This window comes from Fimbriimonadaceae bacterium, assembly GCA_019454125.1.
GTDB lineage: Bacteria > Armatimonadota > Fimbriimonadia > Fimbriimonadales > Fimbriimonadaceae > JALHNM01.
In genome coordinates this window covers 664,429-682,915 of sequence record CP075365.1, presented here as the reverse complement: position 1 = coordinate 682,915, position 18,487 = coordinate 664,429, and the positions used below count along the sequence as shown (strand labels likewise).

At 65.9% G+C, this 18,487-nt stretch carries 12 protein-coding genes and 1 rRNA gene; 3 read left to right on the top strand and 10 right to left on the bottom strand.

Translation table 11 applies throughout. The features are described 5' to 3' along the window. Positions 1 to 480: 480 nt before the first annotated feature. The 5 genes from KF733_03310 to KF733_03290 form a co-directional block, all read right to left on the bottom strand. Positions 481 to 1,989: ribosomal RNA gene (locus KF733_03310) — 16S ribosomal RNA — on the bottom strand. Between the two features lie 355 nt (positions 1,990 to 2,344). Next, entirely contained in the window at positions 2,345 to 2,749 is a 405-nt protein-coding gene (locus KF733_03305) for a hypothetical protein (GenBank protein QYK56512.1), read from the bottom strand. A 94-nt stretch (positions 2,750 to 2,843) separates the two neighbouring features. Beyond that, entirely contained in the window at positions 2,844 to 4,697 is a 1,854-nt protein-coding gene (selB, locus tag KF733_03300; GenBank protein ID QYK56511.1) for a selenocysteine-specific translation elongation factor, read from the bottom strand. 1 nt (position 4,698) lies between these two features. Further along, positions 4,699 to 5,574, bottom strand: a complete 876-nt coding sequence (locus KF733_03295; GenBank protein ID QYK56510.1) for a N(4)-(beta-N-acetylglucosaminyl)-L-asparaginase — start codon at positions 5,572 to 5,574, stop codon at positions 4,699 to 4,701. 41 nt (positions 5,575 to 5,615) lie between these two features. Next, entirely contained in the window at positions 5,616 to 6,029 is a 414-nt protein-coding gene (locus tag KF733_03290; protein QYK56509.1) for a hypothetical protein, read from the bottom strand. Between the two features lie 176 nt (positions 6,030 to 6,205). Between KF733_03290 and KF733_03285 the strand changes: the two genes are divergently transcribed. Continuing rightward, the gene (locus tag KF733_03285; protein QYK56508.1) at positions 6,206 to 7,600 is read left to right on the top strand and encodes a hypothetical protein; all 1,395 of its coding nucleotides are present in this window, start codon (positions 6,206 to 6,208) and stop codon (positions 7,598 to 7,600) included. Positions 7,601 to 7,675: 75 nt separating this feature from the next. Here the strand turns inward: KF733_03285 and KF733_03280 are convergent, their stop codons facing one another. From KF733_03280 to KF733_03265, 4 genes are read right to left on the bottom strand one after another with little or no spacing between them, the layout of a single operon-like run. After that, a complete protein-coding gene (locus tag KF733_03280) occupies positions 7,676 to 9,469 on the bottom strand; it encodes a tetratricopeptide repeat protein (GenBank protein QYK56507.1) in 1,794 nt (597 codons plus the stop codon). Next, a complete protein-coding gene (locus tag KF733_03275; protein QYK56506.1) occupies positions 9,466 to 11,556 on the bottom strand; it encodes a tetratricopeptide repeat protein in 2,091 nt (696 codons plus the stop codon). The genes KF733_03280 and KF733_03275 overlap by 4 nt, the downstream gene beginning before the upstream one ends. Further along, entirely contained in the window at positions 11,549 to 13,336 is a 1,788-nt protein-coding gene (locus KF733_03270; GenBank protein ID QYK56505.1) for a tetratricopeptide repeat protein, read from the bottom strand. Before KF733_03270 ends, KF733_03275 begins: the two co-directional genes overlap by 8 nt. Continuing rightward, on the bottom strand, positions 13,333 to 14,985 hold the full coding sequence (locus tag KF733_03265) for a tetratricopeptide repeat protein (protein QYK56504.1): 1,653 nt from the start codon (positions 14,983 to 14,985) through the stop codon (positions 13,333 to 13,335). The genes KF733_03270 and KF733_03265 overlap by 4 nt, the downstream gene beginning before the upstream one ends. Positions 14,986 to 15,064: 79 nt before the next feature. Here KF733_03265 and KF733_03260 point away from each other — a divergent pair, with 79 nt between their 5' ends. Further along, the gene (locus tag KF733_03260) at positions 15,065 to 15,820 is read left to right on the top strand and encodes a DUF1698 domain-containing protein (protein QYK56503.1); all 756 of its coding nucleotides are present in this window, start codon (positions 15,065 to 15,067) and stop codon (positions 15,818 to 15,820) included. Between the two features lie 59 nt (positions 15,821 to 15,879). Continuing rightward, positions 15,880 to 16,770 (top strand): aldo/keto reductase, encoded by an 891-nt coding sequence (locus tag KF733_03255; protein QYK56502.1) that lies wholly within the window; start codon positions 15,880 to 15,882, stop codon positions 16,768 to 16,770. 27 nt (positions 16,771 to 16,797) lie between these two features. On the opposite strand, the gene KF733_03250 is transcribed toward KF733_03255, so the two are convergent. Continuing rightward, a complete protein-coding gene (locus KF733_03250) occupies positions 16,798 to 18,462 on the bottom strand; it encodes a hypothetical protein (GenBank protein ID QYK56501.1) in 1,665 nt (554 codons plus the stop codon). Positions 18,463 to 18,487: the final 25 nt, after the last annotated feature.

Here is an 18,487-nt window from a genome sequence, read left to right as displayed (position 1 = left end):
AGTCCTTGAGTCTTGGGCGATAGTCTTTGCCCTACCGATTCGCTGAGACACGACCCGCAGGGAAGCAGGTGAATGGTTCGTCCTTCAAGATGTTTCGATCCACTCGGCATTGTTCGCCCTTCCAGGTGATCAAGCGATAAGTTCTTTCCGTGGACGGATTGTCTGGAGTGTCGCGGCTGATTAGAAGACCAAATTGAAGTTGCCAGAGTCATGCTTGCAAGGAACGCCCCTCCCGCCATCGCGGGCTCGAACCATCGGCTCCCAAACATCGGCATAGCTGCATTATGCTTCTCATTGACAGGGGGGGGGGCTTAAGTCCCGATCGGCAACAGGAAACCAGAGCCTGCTTGGATATGTGAAAAGGGCCCGACTTTGCAGTCAGGCCCTTTAGGCACTTCCCAAGCTCTATAGATGGTTGGACGCAGCATCGACCTGAGCGTGCCGTGCTTGCCCCAATGGGGCTCACGAGTTCTAGCTCTTTAAGGAGGTGATCCACCCACACCTTCCGGTACGGGTACCTTGTTACGACTTAGTCCCCCTCACCCCCCGCACCTTCGGCCGCTCCTTCCTTACGGTTAGGCCACGGACTTCGGGTGCAGACGACTCGGGTGACTTGACGGGCGGTGTGTACAAGACCCGGGAACGTATTCAACGCAGTATATCTGACCTGCGTTTACTAGCGATTCCACCTTCATGCAGTCGAGTTGCAGACTGCAATCTGAACTGGGGGCGTATTTTTGGGATTAGCTCCACCTCGCGGTATCGCTGCCCTTTGTTGCGCCCATTGTAGCATGTGTGTAGCCCCAGGCGTAACCGCCATGCTGACTTGACGTCATCCCCACCTTCCTCCGGCTTACACCGGCGGTCTCCCACGAGTTCCCGGCTTTACCCGCTGGCAACATAGGACGAGGGTTGCGCTCGTTGCTGGACTTAACCAAACACCTCACGGCACGAGCTGACGACAGCCATGCAACAGGTGTCTTTGGGTCGGCTTGTGGCCGAGGGCCCCTTTTCGGGGGCTTGCCCTCGATGTCAAACCTGGGTAAGGTTCTTCGGTTATTATCGAATTAAACCACATGCTCCACCGCTTGTGCGGGTCCCCGTCAATTCATTTGAGTTTCAACCTTGCGGCCGTACTCCCCAGGCGGGATGCTTAATGCGTTAGCTGCGGCACTGGGGGGGTCGATACCCCCAACGCCTAGCATCCATCGTTTAGGGCGTGGACTACCAGAGTATCTAATTCTGTTTGCTACCCACGCTTTCGCGCCTCAGCGTCAGGAGAGGCCCAGTGAACCGCCTTCGCCACGGGTGTTCCTCCAGATATCAATGCATGTCACCGCTACACCTGGAATTCCATTCACCTCTGCCTCCCTCTAGCTAGCCAGTATGCGGTGCAGTTCCCGGGTTGAGCCCTGGGGATTTCACACCACACTTAACCAGCCGCCTACGCGCCCTTTACGCCCAGTAAATCCGGACAACGCTTGCCCCCTACGTATCACCGCGGCTGCTGGCACGTAGTTAGCCGGGGCTTATTCACCGGGTACCGTCCTAAGTCTTTCCCGGTAAAAGGAGTTTACGAACCTAGATCCTTCATCCTCCACGCGGCGTCGCTGCATCAGGGTTTCCCCCATTGTGCAAGATTCCCAACTGCTGCCACCCGTAGGTGTGTGGGCCGTGTCTCAGTCCCACTCGGGGGGATCATCCTCTCAGACCCCCTAGCCGTCGTCGCCTTGGTAGGCCGTTACCCCACCAACTAGCTGATAGCTCGTAAGCCGCTCCCCGCGCGAAAAACCTTTGATCGGTGAAAGATGCCTCTCACCGGCCACATCCGGTATTGCCCGGCCTTTCGGCCGTATATCCCAGACACAGGGGCACGTTGCTTACGTATTACTCCGCCGTTCGCCACTAGGGCCGAAGCCCTCGTTCGACTTGCATGTTTTAGGCACGCCGCCAGCGTTCGTCCTGAGCCATGATCAAACTCTCCGAAGAAAACGTTCTGGCCGGTCTTACCCGGCTTCAGGCCGTCGTTCGAAGCAGTCCGTTCACGGTACTTTTGTGAACAGGGTTCACAAGCTCCGTGTTGGAGCTGATTGCGCGGTCCCTAGACCGCGCGCGTTTCGGCTGCGTCACAACCACCTATAAAGCTTTCAAGGAGCTGCCCCTGTGGTCAGAGGCAAGGGCGATTATAGGCACACTTCAACCGCCCACGCAAGGGTCCCGTGCCCTTTCCCCGCAAAATTAGGTCCTTTCCTTCGGTTTCGCCCGTCTTGAACCTTTGCCCCTCAGCCTGGGGCAGCCAAGCACCGGCCTTCCGGCAAGGGCCAGAACGGGCGGACCCGCCGCTTTAGGGGCAGCGGCGGAAAGCGTACGTCTCCTCTTTGCCCCGACCGGTGAGGAGGCAGGTGAGGCCGCCCCGGTCGGAATAGGCGATCTGGGCGGGAAAATCGTCCGGGTCTCCACCGAGCCGAACGAAGACGGCCTCCCTGCCCGCCGCACTTTGCAGCAGGAACCGGGCGTGGCGCGGCGTCCCTCTCGAGGGTTTGCCGATCAGGATGTGCATGACCAGTCCGTCTTCGCCGGGCTCGACCGCGAGGAACTCCATGAACGTGGTCTTGCCGCCGACCACGAGCCGCCCGTGCCCCTGCAGGGTGCCGCCCTCGGGCTCGGACCAAGTCTCATAGAACAGCCCGCCGTGCTGCTCGCACACCCAGTCCCCCGCCAGGAAAGACAGCGCCTCCACCTCGTTCACTGGCGGCCCCCCTGGGGCGTGATCGCTAGACCCATAACGCCCTTTACTATGCCACGGGAATGCGGCCAAGAGGACGCACGAGCGGCAGGCCGCTTCAACTTGACTCGGTCCGCACGAAGACGCGCTCGTCCCCACGCCTTACTGTCCAACCTCGGGCGTCGAAAGCCTCCAAGATCGGGATTGCGTACTTGCGGGTCGTGCCCAGCGCCTCGCGGAACGCCGAGGCGGCGAACGGTCCCGCGCCGAGCGATTCCTGGGCGCGGCGCCGGAACTCCTCCAAGGCCCCGACCGGATAGTGGAGCCCCTCCCCGACCCGGACGAGCTCGCCCGAAGCCACCCCGATCCGAAGGATTTCTTCCACCGCCTGACGCGGCACCTTGAGGAGGTCGGCGACTTCGACCGCTGGCAGTGGGCTTGGCCCGCCCTCCTGCAGCGCCTGGGCGACCCGGTCGAGCAGCGCCCGTTGCTTGTCTGGCAGTTCGACCCGGAAGCCGGCCAGGCCGATCTGGTTTCCCCCGCCCCGGAGACGCGCGCTCTCGACCAGGCTCGCGACTATGCGGTCGAGGGGTTTGCCGCTCCACCCCAGATTCGCCCGCTTCACCGCCTCCTCCCGGGGCCAGAGAAGCCGCCGTGGATCGGACTCGTGCAATGCCCGCAACGCGTCGGCCAGCTTCCCCGTGGCGGCCGCGAAGGTCTCCGGCGTGAACCAGAGCCCCGCGAAGCCCAGGGCCTCCCCTTCCCTTCGGAGGTCCTCAAAGGTGCCGCCCAGGGCTTGGGCGGTGAGCCCCGTCTCGCGGCAGACCGCCTCGGTCGGGGCTCCGCTCGCCGCCTGGGTGAGGATCGCGACCACCGAATCGCGCAACGATCCCCCTTTCGCGGCGAGGGCCTTGGCGTTCTTCCGCCTCTTCTCGGCTTGCACGACCAGCACCCGCCCCCCTCCCAGCAGAGTCGGCGGGCTATAGCGCCGGAGGATCAAAGGCTGGCCCTGCGCCGCCCCGACCGGACGCTCGAACCGCAACTGGGCAAGGCCGGGGTCGCCGTCGTTGAGGAAGAGCCGCGCCATGGCCTCGTCCGCTCCGATCGAGACCCGGACGCGGGAGCCGTGGCGGGCCTGCCCGACCCACTCCATGCGGGCATCGAGGCATAGGGTCTCGGCCACGGAGCCGGGGGCGCCCAAGAGCATGCCCCGCTCTAGGCGCTCGACCTCCGGGCCGGAGACGTTGAGGGCGGTCCGCTGGCCCTTCTCCGCTTCCTCCCGGGTTTCCTCGTGGCTCCGCACCTGGCGGATCCGCACACGCAGGCCGCCGGGTTGCACCAGCGCTTCTTCCCCAGGGTGCACACGGCCCCGCATCAGCGTGCCCGTGACGACCCTGCCGTGCCCCTTCACGGTGAAGACCCGGTCGATGGGAAGGTACCAGGGGCCTTCCGCTTCGCCCTTCTCCCGGTCGAGCGCTTGGGCCAGCGCCTCGCGCAAAGCGTCCAGTCCTTGGCCGGTCACGGCCGAGACCGGCACGAGCGGTGAGCCAGCAAAGCGGCCCTGCCGAAGCAGCTCCTCAACGTCGTCCGATGCAAGCGCCACCATCTCCTCGTCCACGAGGTCGGCCCTTGTCAGGGCCACCACCAACCGCTCGACCGGTAACAGAGAAAGGATCTGGAGGTGTTCGCGGGTCTGCGGCATGACCGATTCGTCCGCAGCTACGCAGAGCAGGGCGACATCGACCCCCAAGGCCCCGACGAGCATGTTCGCGAGGAACCTCTCGTGACCGGGGACATCCACGATGGAGACCCTCCCAATCCGGGGGAGGTCGATATAGGCGAAGCCGATGTCGATGGTCAGCCCCCGGCGCTTCTCTTCGGGGAGCCGGTCCGCGTCGATCCCGGTCAACGCCCGAATCAGGGTCGTCTTGCCGTGGTCGACGTGGCCCGCGGTTCCGATGAGCCTTGCCACGTCAAGAACCGGAAGCCCGGTAGACCTTCATCTCGGGGTCGCTGCCCTCGTGCCACACCCAGAGTTCGAACTCGCCGTTCGTCGTGGCGGCGCCGAAGCTGCCGTCCAGGCCGAGGGCGAGCACGACGCAGGGCCGCAAGCGGCTTTCCGGTTGGCGTCGCAGGAGGTGGGCGACGGTCTCTTCACAGGCTTCTTGCGGGCTGAGGCCCCGGCCCATCGCCTGGGCCGTGCGGAAAGCGGAGCAGGCCTTCCAAAGCTCCTCTCCCCAACCGGTGGCCCCGGCCGCGCCCAGTTCGTCGTCGGCATAAATCCCCGCCCCAAAGATGGGCGAGTCTCCCACCCGGCCCGGCATCTTGAACGACCAGCCGCTTGTGGAGCTTGCCGCCACGAGGTGGCCCGGCTGTTCCAACCCGAGCATCGTGACGGTGTCGTGGGTGCTGTGGACGTATTCGTCCTCGACCCCCGGGCTCTCCCGCCATTCGTTATAGCGGCGCACGCTCTCCTCCGTCATCAGGTTCTGGGGTTGCAGCCCTTGTTCGATGGCGAAGCGCCGGGCTTGGTCCCCGGCCAGCATGATGTGGGGTGTGCGCTCCATGACCCAACGGGCGACCGTAATGGCGGGGAGCACGCCCCGCATCGCGCAGACGGCGCCGGCCCGCAGGTCGCGGCCGTCCATGATGCTGGCGTCAAGTTCCAGTTCCCCGTCGCTGTTCGGGAACGATCCCCGACCGATCGCGAGCAGGCTCGGGTCGTCTTCGGCGGCGGCCAGGCCCGCCTCCAGGCAGTCGGCCAAGAGCGACCCGGGCCGGGCGCGGTCGCGGGCGGCTTCGATCGCCACCCGTCCCGGCTCCTTCCAAGTCGCGACGATCGTGCGCATGGGAGAACGTTAGCCCGACCCCGGCAGGGTTCCCAGGGACCTCACTCTCGCCGTTTGGCGCGTTGGGCCCCGAACCACTTATCGTTCGACCCGGGTTCGGTCTCGGCCCGGAACTCTTCGAGCAACTCGCGAGCCCGGCTCTCAAAGTGGTAGGAACCGTCCACGTCGCCCTGCCAAATGGTCTCGACCACCCATTTCGGCACCGGGAGGAACACGATCCGCTCGGGGGCAGGGAGGGTGACAGAGAAGACAAGGGTCTGCCCGGCCCCGCTGTAGATGAACTCCATCCGGATTGAATCGGGGGTGTAGGTGGTGGATCCGACCCGGGGCTCGCCGTGAGTCCGGGCCTCCTGCAACAGGGCCTGGTCGTACAAACCTTCCTCTGGCTCCAGTCCCGCTCGGAGCCGTTCGTAGGCCGCCCGCTTCCTCTCGGCCGCGTATTCGGTGAGGTTCACGGGCTTAACCGTACCTGCATCCCGGAACCCCGGTAATTCTGGGGGATTGCCGGAACCCCGGTACCTCTGCTGTCCTCCCGCTTCTGCCCGAGGCGGAATGCAGACCTTGGACGAAGGGCCAGGAAGGCCCGTTGGGCTCGCCCAGCGTCCACTGATAGCGACTTCACGGAGGAACTATGTCGTTTCGAATCAACACGAACGTTGCGGCGATGTCCGCTTTTCGGAACTTGAGCACCACCGGTGCCGAGACTAACAAGTCCATTACGCGACTCTCGACCGGCTTACGCATCAACTCGGCCGCGGACGACCCGGCTGGCCTGATCGCCGCCGAGAACTTCCGCCGCCAGATCAGCGGCATGGACGCGGCCCTGCGCAACAACCAGGACGCGCTCAACTACGCAAAGACCGCCGACGGCGCACTCGACGAAGTCAGCAAGCTGCTTCGCGACGCCCGCGCTCTCGCTGTCGCCAACGGTAACGCGTCCGTCGACGCCACCCAGAAGCAGGCGAACCAGACCCAGCTCAACAACATCGTCGACTCGATCAACCGCATCTCGTCGACCACGACTTTCGGCAACCGCAAGCTGCTGGACGGCTCCGCGGGCGCCTTCGGCACCGTCAACAACCCGGACCGCGTGAAGAGCGTCAACTTCACCGGCACCTTCGACGGCGCCGCCATGACCACCAACGGCGCAGTCTCGATCACGGTCTCCACCGTCGGCGAGCAGGCCACGATCACGGGTTCGCAGACGTACGCCACTTCTTCCACCACGGTCGCCGCAGGCAACTTCTCGGTCAACGGGTACGCCTTCACGACGAAGACTGGCGAGACCGTCGCCAACCTGGTGGACAAGATCAACAGCGCTTCAGACCAAACGGGCGTCGTCGCCGAGTACACCGGTGCGGGCGGCGCGATCAAAATGCGCTCCAAGTCCTTCGGCAGCGACCAGACGATCAACCTGACCACCGTGACCGCCGGCCTCATCCAGACCGGCGCCGGTTCGGCCAGCGACGCGGGTGTCGACGCGGTCGCGAGCGTCACCTACAACGGCGCCACCGTCACCTTCAGCAGCGGCTCCGGCCTCACCCTGAAGGACACGGCTGGCAACCAGATCGTCCTCACCGAGACGGGCAACGGCACGGCCGGCGCCCAGACCGGGGTCATCCAGGTCACGGCGGGGCAGAGCAGCTTCCAAATCGGCGCCAATGGCGACCAGACGGCGCGGCTCAACCTCACCAACTTCTCTGCGGCCACTCTCGGCATCAACGCACTCGACATCACCGGTTCGACCATGACGAGCGCCTTGGACGCCATCGACGCGGCGATCCAGACGGTCAGCAGCGGCCGGGCCACGATCGGCTCCTTCATGAGCAACACGATCGAATCGAACGTCCGTTCGCTCGGCGTCGCCAAGGAAAACCTGAACTCGACGCTCTCGAGTATCGCGGACATCGACATCGCCCAGGAAATGACCAACTACACGCGCCTTCAGATCCTGCAGCAGTCGGGCCTCTCGATGCTCGCGCAGGCGAACAGCGCGCCTCAGAGCGTCCTCTCGCTGCTCAGGTAAGCGGGTCCGCTTCAAAGGGACATTTCCCAGTAGCCCCGGTCGGGTTCTCCCAGCCGGGGCCTTCTGGCGTTTCGACTAGGCTGCTTGGTCGCGGCCCGCGAGTTCTTGCACAAGGCCCCAGAAAGCCGCCGCGAAGCCGGCTTCGTCTGCCAAGGGCGAGGAGGCGACTTCCTCGGGAAGCGCAAGGCGTGTGGCCGCAAGCTTTCTGCGGTCTGCCACGAGATCCCCTGCCTTATTGACATAGTCGGCGTCGTCTTCCGCCACCCATTCCGGATGGCCCGCCGCGCGAACGATACTGGCCCCCATCCTGGAGGTGTAACGATCGCCGATCAGGGTCACGACCGGCACGCCGGCCCAAAGACAGTCGGTGGTGGTCGTCGCCCCGCCATAGGGGAACGTATCCAGAGCGACGTCCACCGACTGGATCGACCGCCAATGATCGGCCCGGTCGGTGTAGCCCTCCAAGTCGACGCGCGAAGGATCGACTCCAAGCCGCCGGAGACGCGCCTTGAAGCGCCGCGCCAGTCCTGGGTCATGGAAGTGCGGGCCTTTGATGAGCAGCCGCGAGTGCTCGACCCTGCGCAAGACCTCGCCCCAAGCCTGTCCGCATCCCTGGCTGAATTTCGCGGGGTTGTTGAAAACCCCGAACCTTGGCGGCCCTTCGCCACCCGGGTTGGGAGGAGGGGCGTCGCCCGGCTTCGGCATGCAAAAGAGGCTGTGCGGCAGCTTCAAGATCGATTCCGTGTAGTGTCCACGGACGTCGCCAGCGGCGACGGTCGGATCCAAGAGGACGAAGTCCATCGCCGAGAGACCGGTCGTCCCGGAATAGCCGAGCCACGCCACCTGGAGGGGGGCGGGCCGTAAAGCGAAGACGTCCAGACGGTTGCCGCTCGAATGTCCCGATAGGTCGACCAGGACGTCGATCCCGTCCGCCTCGATCAGCGCGGAGACCTCCTGCGGCCCTCGGCGCCAGATGTCGCGCCACTGGTGGGCGTAGGTGCGGAGCTCGTCGGTGACCTCGTCGGACCGCGCCTGGTTCGCGTAGGAGACGACCTCGACTCCCGCCGCTGCGTGCCGCAGGACAGGCAACAGAAAGAGGCCGACCGGGTGCCGGAGAAGGTCGCCGGAGACAAAGCCGACCTTAAGACCGCCGCGGCGAGCGGAAGGGGGACGCGGGCGCTCGGCCGGCCGAACCTTTTCGGCAAGGGCGCGGAGGCGCTCGGGCGACCAGTCCGGTGAGGCCGCAGCCCGAAGCAAGAGGTAGCTCGCCGCCTCGCCGGAGTCCGGGTCAAGTTGGTGGGCCAGCTCCAGGCAACGCAAGCCTTCCTCGACCTCGCCAGCGGCAAAATGGACGCGCCCGAGGACGGTCCAAGCCGTCGCGGACTCGGGGGCGAGGGCCGTCGCCGCCCGCGCTCCCTGCGAGGCGCTCGACCAGTCCCCGAGGGCCAGGGCCGCAATCGCCAGATTGGCGTTCGCCTCCGGATGGTCGGGTTGGACCGACACCGCCTGCTCCAGTGCCTCTCGGGCCGGGAGCCACGCGGACCCGTCCAGGTAAAGGGCCGCAAGCGCGTTCCAATACCGGGCGTCGCGCGGAGAGGCTGCCTCGACCTCGAGCAGGAGTTCGCGGGCGGCCTCTCCCGAACCCGCCCGGCGCAAGGCGATGGCAAGGTTCGTGCGGACTTCCAGGTTAGTGGGATCGGCGCTGAAGGCGCGGCTCAACGCTTCCACCGCCTCCGGGAACTGGCCCCGGGCGAAGCGTGAGAGCCCCAAGACGTGGAGGGCGTCCGCATCCTCTGATAGGCCCCAGAGCGCCTCTTCGACCGCTTGGTACTGCCCCGACTCGTAGGCTTTGCGGTAGTCGAACCTCATGCGGCTTGGGTCGCGAGCCCCGTCCAAGCCTCTTCGAGGACGTCGATGAACCCTGCGGAGAAGCGGGCATCATCGTGGAGCGGCGAGGCCAAAAAGGCGTGGCGGCGCTCCTCGCGACCGGTCCGTACCTGCGCCACGTCCCTGCCGAGCGAGACGGCGCTCGCGATATAGTCCTCGACTGTTTCGACGGCCGTTCCCGATAGACCCGCCGCCGCGAGCAGGCTCGCGCCCATACGAGCCGAGTACCGGTCGCCGGAAAGGGTGACCAGTGGAAGCCCGGCGGTCAAGCACTCGACCGTTGTCGTCGCGCCGTTATAGGGGAAAGGGTCGAGCGCCACATCGATCGCGGCCAAGGCTCGCCAGTGCTCGGGCCGGGCCAGTTTGCCGACGACTTCGATCCGCTCCGGCCCAATGCCGTGACGCTCGAAGAGCGCGAGGAACCGGGAGGCTACCAGGGCGTCGCCAAAGAACGTGTTCTTCAGTCGGAGCTTTGCGTCCGGCACGGCCCCAACGATCTGGGCCACCGCCTGCACGTACGGTTCGGACGCCTTTGCAGGGGAGTTCAGACAGCCAAAGACCACCGGCCCTTCCGGCGAAGGCGCGGCGCCTTCCCACGGATAGTCGGCGAAGTTCGGGGCGCAAAGGAAGCTGTCCGGCAAGCGCAAGACCGGCTCGCTGTAGTCGTTCTCTTGGTCGAAAGGCACCAGGTGCCGGTCGACCAGGATGCCGTCGAACTGGCTCATGCCAGTCGTGCCCGAGAAACCGAGCCAAGTGAACTGCATCGGTGCGGGGCGCAAGGCGAAAAGGTCGAGCCGTCCCGAACGGGTGTGGCCGCTCAGGTCGATGAGGACGTCGATCTCCTCCGAGCGGACGACGTCGGCCGCGTCTGCCGCGTTGAGACCGGTCAGGTCCGACCAAAGACTGGTGGCCGCCCGTAGCCGCTCCGTGCGGCGGTCTTGGACCACTTCGTTCCCAAAGAGGACGACCTCGTAGCGTCGCGCGAGGTGGTTCAAGAGTGGCTCGAAGAAGAGCCCGACCGGGTGTTCGCAGAAGTCGCCGGAAACGAACCCGATGCGCCGTATCGGCCCGCGTGCAGGAGGGGCTTGCTGGAAGCGCGGGGTGTGCCGCGTAGCCCAGCGGATCGCCTCGCGGGCGACCCGCGCCCCGTCAACCTCGGACGAGTAGTGGGTGGCGAGCACAAGGTTGCTGCCGTAGTCGGGCCGGTCCGCAGCCTTGTCGCGCGCGGTGCGGAAGTCAGCCAAGGCCCCTTCCGAGTCGCCTTGCATGAGCCGCGCGTTCCCGCGGGCGTTCAACGCCTCGGGGTCGGTCGGATCCAGGTTCACGGCGGCCTCGGCATAGAGGGTCGCGGCCGCGATGTCGCCGATGTCCCGGTAGAGGCCGGAGAGGTTCGTCTTCGCACCAAGATAACTTGGGTCAAGCCGTTCGGCTTGTTGGAATGCGGCCTGCGCCTCTTCGATCCGGCCGAGCATGCGTAGCGCCGCCCCCCGGTTCAGGTGAGCCTTCGGGTGGGCGGGAGCGAGTCCGATGCCCTCGTCGAGGACACCCAGGGCGTCGCCATAGCGGCCAAGCCCCATGAGCGCGACGCCCAGGTTGATGAGCGCGACGGGCCAACCCGGCCGAAGACTGAGCGCCCGGCGGTAGCAGCCGACCGCGCTTGCCGAATCGCCCAGGGCAAGGTGGACGTTGCCCGTGTTGTAGTGCGCGTCCGGAGAGTCGGGGTTCAGTTCAAGGGCGCGGTCGCACGCGCCGAGCGATTCGCGCGGCTGCTGGAGGGCCATGTAGGCACTCCCCAGGTTGCAGTAGGCGTCAAAGCTGTCCGGGTCGATCTCGACGGACCGCGAAAGCAGGTGGCGGGCCTGGTCGGGCCGCCCGAGGTGCAAGGCGGCGGTGCCGAGGAGCCGCAGCGCCCGCGCGTCGTTCGGATCCGCCTCGACGGCTTGGCTGAGGAAGCCGGAGGCCCCAAGGGCGTCTCCGGCCTGGAGCCGGGCAAGCCCTTTCTCGACGAGGGAGGGAGGGGCCTGTCGCGGGCCGACCGCCTTCATTGCGCGCTTTGCCAACTTATCCATGGGTTTCCTGGGTGCGGGATTCGGTCCAAACCGTCTTGAGGGCGGCTTCGAAAGAGGCCGCATAGGAAGCGATGTCCGTGAGGGGGCAGGCGCACAGGCGCCGCCTAAGGCCGCACCGGACCTCGCTGAGTCGGGCGGCGTCCGCGACCAGGCCTTTCGCCGTCTCGACATACCCGGCGGGAGAGTCGGAGACCCACTCCCCGCAACCGGCCCGCTCGAGGATCGAAGCGGACATGAGGCTTACATACCGATCACCCGTGAGGGAGACGACGGGCACGCCCATCGCGAGCGCCTCGAGCGTCGTGGTCGCGCCGCCATAAGGGGTCGTGTCCAGGGCGACGTCGATCTTGGAGAACGCCTCCAGGTGCTTTTCGAACGAGAGTCCCGGGAGGAAGTCCACCCGCTCGCGCCCGATACCGGCGGACTGGAACTCGCCCAAGACCCGCTCCATGGCGATCCCGGACGAGAAGCGCTGGTCTTTCAAAAGGATCCGCGATCCGGGGACGGCGCGCAAAGTCTCCGCCCACAGGTGGATCGCCGCGGGGCCGATCTTCGTGCAGCTGTTGAACGATCCAAACGTGACGCACCCTTCGCGCACCATGGGCGGCTCGGTGGCCTCGCCGGGCACGGAGGCGGGGTCGAAGCTGAGGAAGCTGGGAAGACGGAAGACGCGCTCGGTGTACTGTCCTTCATGGCCCGGAGGCACGACCGTGTCGTCCGCGAACACCCAGTCCATCGTCGGAAGCCCGGTCGAGCCGGAGTAGCCGAGCCAAGAGACTTGGACCGGGGCCATCCGAGCGGCGACCGCGTCGGCACGGTTGTCGCCGGTGTAACCGGCGAGGTCGACGAGGACGTCGACGCCCTCGGACCGGGCCAGCGCGACCAGATCGGCCGTCCGCAAGGAGCGGACATCGTGCCACGCGTCACACGCGGCGGCGATCCGTTCCGTCACTTCGTCCTGGACCTGCCCGGTAGAAAGGGCGACGATGCGCAGACCCATGCCCATCTGTTCCAGCATCGGGGCGAGGAAGAGCCCCACGGGATGGCGGCGGAAATCGCCGGAGAGAAACGCGACCGACTTCAGCGGTCGGTCTGGCACGGAGGCGGGCACGGGGCGGAACCGCGCCCCATAGGTGCGGGCTTCTTCGGCGATGCGCTCGGCCGTCCATTCCCCGCTGTTCAGGAGGGCGAAGAGCCGCACCTGCGAGGCCTCGGCGAAGTCCGGAGCGAGACGCAGGGTCTCGTCCAGGTGTGCCACCGCTTCTTCCACGAACCCGGCCCAAAGTAGGCAGCTGGCCAAGGCGTTGTGGGCCGAAGGCGAATCGGGCTGGAGGCGGACCGCCTCGTGCCCCGCGGCGAGAGCCTCGTCCAGGCGCCCCAGGGAGCGCAGGCACGGCGCGAGATTGATGTGGACGGCAGGAAGGCCCGGCTCGATCCGCACGGCACGCTCGAGGAGCGCGACCGCTTCGGCATACCTCGCCTGCATGCGGTAGACGTTAGCCAGGTTGGTGAGCGCCTCTGCGTCGTCCGGGTGCGACTCGACGGCAGCCTCCAGAAGATTGGTGCCGTCCGTCTCCCGCCCGGTCTGGAAGAGAAGCGCCCCAAGGTACTGGCTCGCCTTGGCGTGGTTCGGCTCGGCCGAAAGGATTCGGAGGTAGCCGGCCTCTGCTTCGGCCAGCCGCCCCTCGAGGTGGGCGGCCGTGGCGATTTGGAACAGGGCGCGGTGGTCGGTCTGGCCGTGCGACCTTTGGTGGGCGAGCCGCCGCCGGAGGCTGCTCATCGGACGGGCGCCTCCTTCCAGGCGAGTTCGCACAGCCCCTCGATCGCCCTGGCGAACGTGTGGGCGTCGCCCAGGGGCGAGTGCTCGACGCGGTCGCGCAAGGCTTGGCGGTCGAACCCACCAGCCATCGCCTCGGCCGCGAGCTTGAGGGCGACGTCGATATAGCCCTGATCGTCCTGGGCGACCCATTCAGCCAGGCCGGCCGTGGTCAGGATCGAGGCGGACATCCGCTGGCTATAGAGCGTGCCTGCCCGGGTGACCACGGGAACGCCCATGGCCAGCGACTCGACCGTCGTGGTCGCACCCGTATAGGGCAGCGAGTCCAACATGACGTCGATCTCGCCAAAGGCGGCCAGATGGTCTTCGCGGCTGGTCGGCCCCATGAAGGCGACGCGGCTCGGGTGCACGCACTCTTCGCGCAGCGCGTCCATGACCCTGCGGCGGGCGGACTCGTTCGCGTAGGCCGGACACTTCAGGACAAGCCGCGAACCGCGGCACTCGCCCAGGATCTTGGCCCAGAGCCGGATGACGCGCTGGCTGAGCTTCGCAATGTTATTGAAGCAGCCAAACGTGACCGCGCCGTTCATCGTCACGGGGGCGATGTGCTCGGGCGCGACGAACCGCTCGAATGGCACGCAGGTGAAGCTGTGCGATAAACGTCGGACCGGCTCGGCGTACTGCGGCTCCGAACCGGGAGGAGCCACGACCGTGTCGGCCAGGATGCCGTCGAAGGCGGCGAGGCCCGTTGTCCCCGAGAACCCGAGCCAGGTGAACTGGACAGGGGCGACTCGACGCGCAAAGACGCTCAGGCGGCTCTTGGCGGTGTGGCCGGAAAGGTCGATGAGGGCGTCCACACGGGCCTCCGCGACCACCTCGGCAAAGCGCTCGTCAGAGACGGTCACGACCGAAACCGTGTCGTCGGCGAGCCAGCTGAGGGTCGCGGTCTGGGCGTCGCGGTTGGTTTGGTTCGCGAAGAGAACGATGCGGTACCGGTCGCGGTCATGGGCGCGGAGCACCGGCTCCAGGAAGAACCCGACCGGGTGCTCGCCCAAGTCGCCGCTGACGTATCCGATCGTGCGGAGCTCGCGGTCTTCTCGTCGGGGCCGCTCGGGCGGGCTCGAGGGCCAAGTCGCCCTGGCGATCTGCTCCGATTCCGCCGCAGTCTCGTCGCGGTAAAGGCAAGAAAGGATGAGGCTGGACCGGGCGTCCATGTTCTGGGGGTCGAGCGCGACCGCTTGGCGCAGATGGCCCTGCGCTCCGGTCACGTCGCCCAAGGCCAGCAAGGTGCTTCCCAGATTCATGTGCGCCAGCCCCCAGGTGTTCGCGCTCAGGACAGCCCGGCGCAAGACGCGTTCGGCCTTGTCGAGCAGGTTGGACTCGCGATAGGCGTTGCCCAAGTTCAGGAGCAGTTCCGGGTCGTCCGGCGTGGCGACGAGGGCGCTCTCCAGGTGCGAGAGCCCTTCGTCGACGCGGCCGGTCTGGAGCAGCAAGACTCCGAGGTACTGGGTGGCCCGGGCGTGGCCGGGGGCCGTGTCGAGGGCAGCTCGGTATTGGGCCTCGGCTTCCGCGAACCGACCTTGTCGGTGGGCTTCGGTGGCAGCGAGGACCGTGTCCTCGACCACTTGGTAAAGCGGGTTCGGGAAGGCCATATTGCCATCATTGGAGGATCACTCGAACTCTTGAGCCCAAATCCCTCTCGAAGAGGACAAATCTCCCGATAGTTTTGCTATGGCCCAACGCGCCTACGATTTACAGGCAAACGTCGACAGCTTCCCGTTCTGGTACCACAAGATCGAGTTGCCGGGCGGAGTCGTGACCCCCGGTTGGGCGCCGCTGGAACCCGCCGCCTATCGCATTCCGGCGGACATGACGGGCATGCGCGTGCTGGACGTAGGCGCATGGGACGGCTATTGGACCTTCGAAGCCTTGAAACGCGGCGCGAGGCAGGTCGTGGCGATCGACGACTTCAGCGACTACCTCGGCTCGCTCGAGAACAAGGACCGCCGCGCCTGGGAGACCTTCGACCTCTGCCGCGACGCCCTGGGCTATGGCAAGGACCGCTGCGAGCGGATCGAGATGTCCGTCTACGAGGTCACCGAGGAGCGGCTTGGCCGGTTCGACTGCGTGTTCTTCTTCGGCACGCTCTACCACCTGCGCCACCCCCTGCTCGCGCTGGACTTCCTCTCGCTGGTCTGCGACCGGGAGATGTTCGTCGAGACCGCGATCCTGGACGATTTCAGCCCTTACCAAGGCGGCCTGCACCGGGGCTATCCCGGCGCCCAGCCCGTCATCGAGTTCTATCCGAACAACGAGTACGGCAACAACAGCACGAACTGGTGGGCGCCCTCCCTCGCCTGCCTCGGCCTGATGGTCATGTCGAGCGGCTTCGACGAAGTCGACGTCTGGAAGCTGAGCATGGTGCCGCAAGCCCTGCCTGAGTGCCGGGGATTCGCCCACGGGCGCAAGCTGCAGCCCGGCCAGTGAGCTCCATCCGCCCTCCGCGGTGCCGCAGGGCGGGCGCGGAGGGCGGTAGGCTCCGCCCAATGGAAAGGAGACGGCTCGGGCGGACCGGCCTGGAAGTGACGGCGCTCGGCTTCGGCACGAGCGAGATCGGGTTCATGATGGAGCCCGGCGCGGACTGTGGCCCCCTGCTCAACCAAGCGCTCGACGACGGCCTGAACGTCATCGACACGGCCGAGTGCTATCGGGACGCCGAGGAGAAGATCGGAAAGGCGGTCTCGCACCGCCGCGACGAGTTCCACCTCTTCACCAAGACCGGCCACGCGGCTGGCTTGGACGGCGAGGACTGGTCGCCCAAGATGATGGCCGAGGGGATCGAACGCTCCCTGCGGCTCCTCAAGACCGACCGGGTCGACCTCGTCCAGCTCCACTCGTGCTCGCTCGACGTCCTCAAGCAAGGCGACGTGATCGAGGTCGTCCAGCGCGCAAAAGATCAGGGCAAGAGCCGGTTCATCGGCTATAGCGGCGACGGGGAGGCGGCCAAGTGGGCGGCCGAGAGCGGCGTCTTCGACACGATCCAGCTTTCCCTTAGCGTTTGCGACCAGGAGGCGATCGACCTCGTCTTGCCTGTGACTCAGGCGAACGACCTCGGCGTCATCGTGAAGCGGCCCGTCGCGAACGCGGTCTGGGCAAGCCCCGAACCGCCGGAAAGCGCCTACCGCAAACCCTATTGGGACCGCCTGCAGAAGCTGGCCTACCCTTGGGCGTATCGGCCAGAAGCGGCGGGGACCGCCTTGCGCTTCACCCTCTTCACGCCCGGCGTCACCACCGCGATCGTCGGAACGACGAAGCCGAGCCGCTGGCGCGAGAACGCCGCGCTCCTCGCCCAAGGGCCCCTGCCGGAAAGCGAGTACCACGCCGTCCGGTCACGCTGGGCCGAGGTCGCCGGCGCGGACTGGGTCGGGTTGACCTGACGTGAGTCCCGGCCCGCGGGTTACCTCCTAGGGCCCCTGGGTGTAAAAGGTTGCTTGGTCGATATCTAACACGACATTTGACGGCCATGTTTGTGAACTGCTGGACACAACCAGCAGGTTGATGTCGGCAATGTCCGCATCAAGCATCGAGCTAAGATCCACAAATTGGCGAGCCTCATCCCCTTCCGCATAGGCTTCCAAGGTTCGAAACCCTCTGCTGCAGGGCACATCTTGCGTGGTCATTCTTACCCATTCACTGTCCATTAGATTCTCCTTGAACAGATAGAGATTGAAGCTCATTGACGTCGGTAAGTTGCAGCGCAAGGTCACCTTTACACCAAGTTTGTTTATGGTGCGGACATCCATCCCGCACTTGGCATAGAACGCCAAACGAGTCGAAGCCGGGGAGTCGCTAGCAGGAACCAGGCTCTCATACCGCAACCATTCGGCGTCGGGCAGCTTGGCGGTCCCTTCTACGTCCGGGCTGGCTTCCGTTCCAAAGGTGGGGGACAAAGAACCGAGCCAGGACGGAAGCTGGTATTCGAAATTCTCCCCGACGAAGCCTGCCTCGGTCGAGCGGAGGGGCCGCCTCGTCCAACCGGACGCCTCCACAGTCGTAAAAGCCTTGGACCTGTTCGTAGCGTTGCCCCCAAACCGCGGGTTGGCGCTGCCGTCGTCGATGCCCGTGAGCGTGTAGGAAACTTCCTCCTCCTCTTCGTCCGGCTCCGTAAAGGCTTCGAGGTCGAGGACGGCGCCGTTCCACGGTGAGGCCGAAGGCAGCCAGACCCAGGGGTGCGGCCCGTTGCCGACGATCTTGCCGTCCGCGTTCGCCTGGGCCGGCATCCCGGTGAGGCCGGGCTCGCCGATGAACTCGAGCGTTGCGGTCGAGACCGTGTAGCGGAACGGTTGGGCGAGTTGAAAGGAGAAGACCCCCGGGTCCATGTAGCCGACGAGCACGCCGTTGTCGCCCACGTCGATCACGGTGCCGCTGCGGCCGCTCGGCCAGCCCGTGAGCTGGGTCGGGGCGTTGTAGTCAGAGATTCCAGAGTTGTATGTCCAGTAGCAGGGCACGCGATCTGATGCGTTGCTATTGCTGAAGACCTCGCCCCCGATGACGTTCGACGAGTTGATGCCGTTCGCCTTGCCGTAGGTGTAGCCGGCGGTATTGAGGGCGGTCACGCCCCCGCCAGACTCGTTGCGCCAATAGGGCACAGGCTGGGGGGAAGAGCTCCCTTGGGCGTGGAAGACCAGGCGTCCGGACTGGTTGATGTCGTTAGCCCAGCCAATCGTGCGCGAGTTTGGAAAAAGGGTAGTGTAGACGGTCGATGAGTCCGGCCAGTAGGCGGCCGAGACATCCCCCCCGGTGCTGGTGTTCCCTCTCCCGCTGAACGCGGTGCCGTTGGTCGAGAGGGCGGCGGCGTAGTCCGCCCCGGTGATCCGAGGGAGGAGCGTGACGGTCGTCCCGCTGAGGAACGCGCCTTTACTGTCTTGGCCGCCGGTCGATTTGTAGACGCGGAGGGCAAGCTTGCCGCCGGACGGGGCGAGCCGACCGGCCTCGGCGCGGTCGTAGCTCTCGCCGATGGTGGAGTTTTCAGTGAGCGAATAAAGGGCCGCGCTTTGCGCTTGGACGCCCCCCCCCAGTAAGAATACTGAGAAGGACGCACAGAGTCTTCGTTTTGTGCATGGGGTCATCCTGCAAGCCGATTGCGACTTGCGC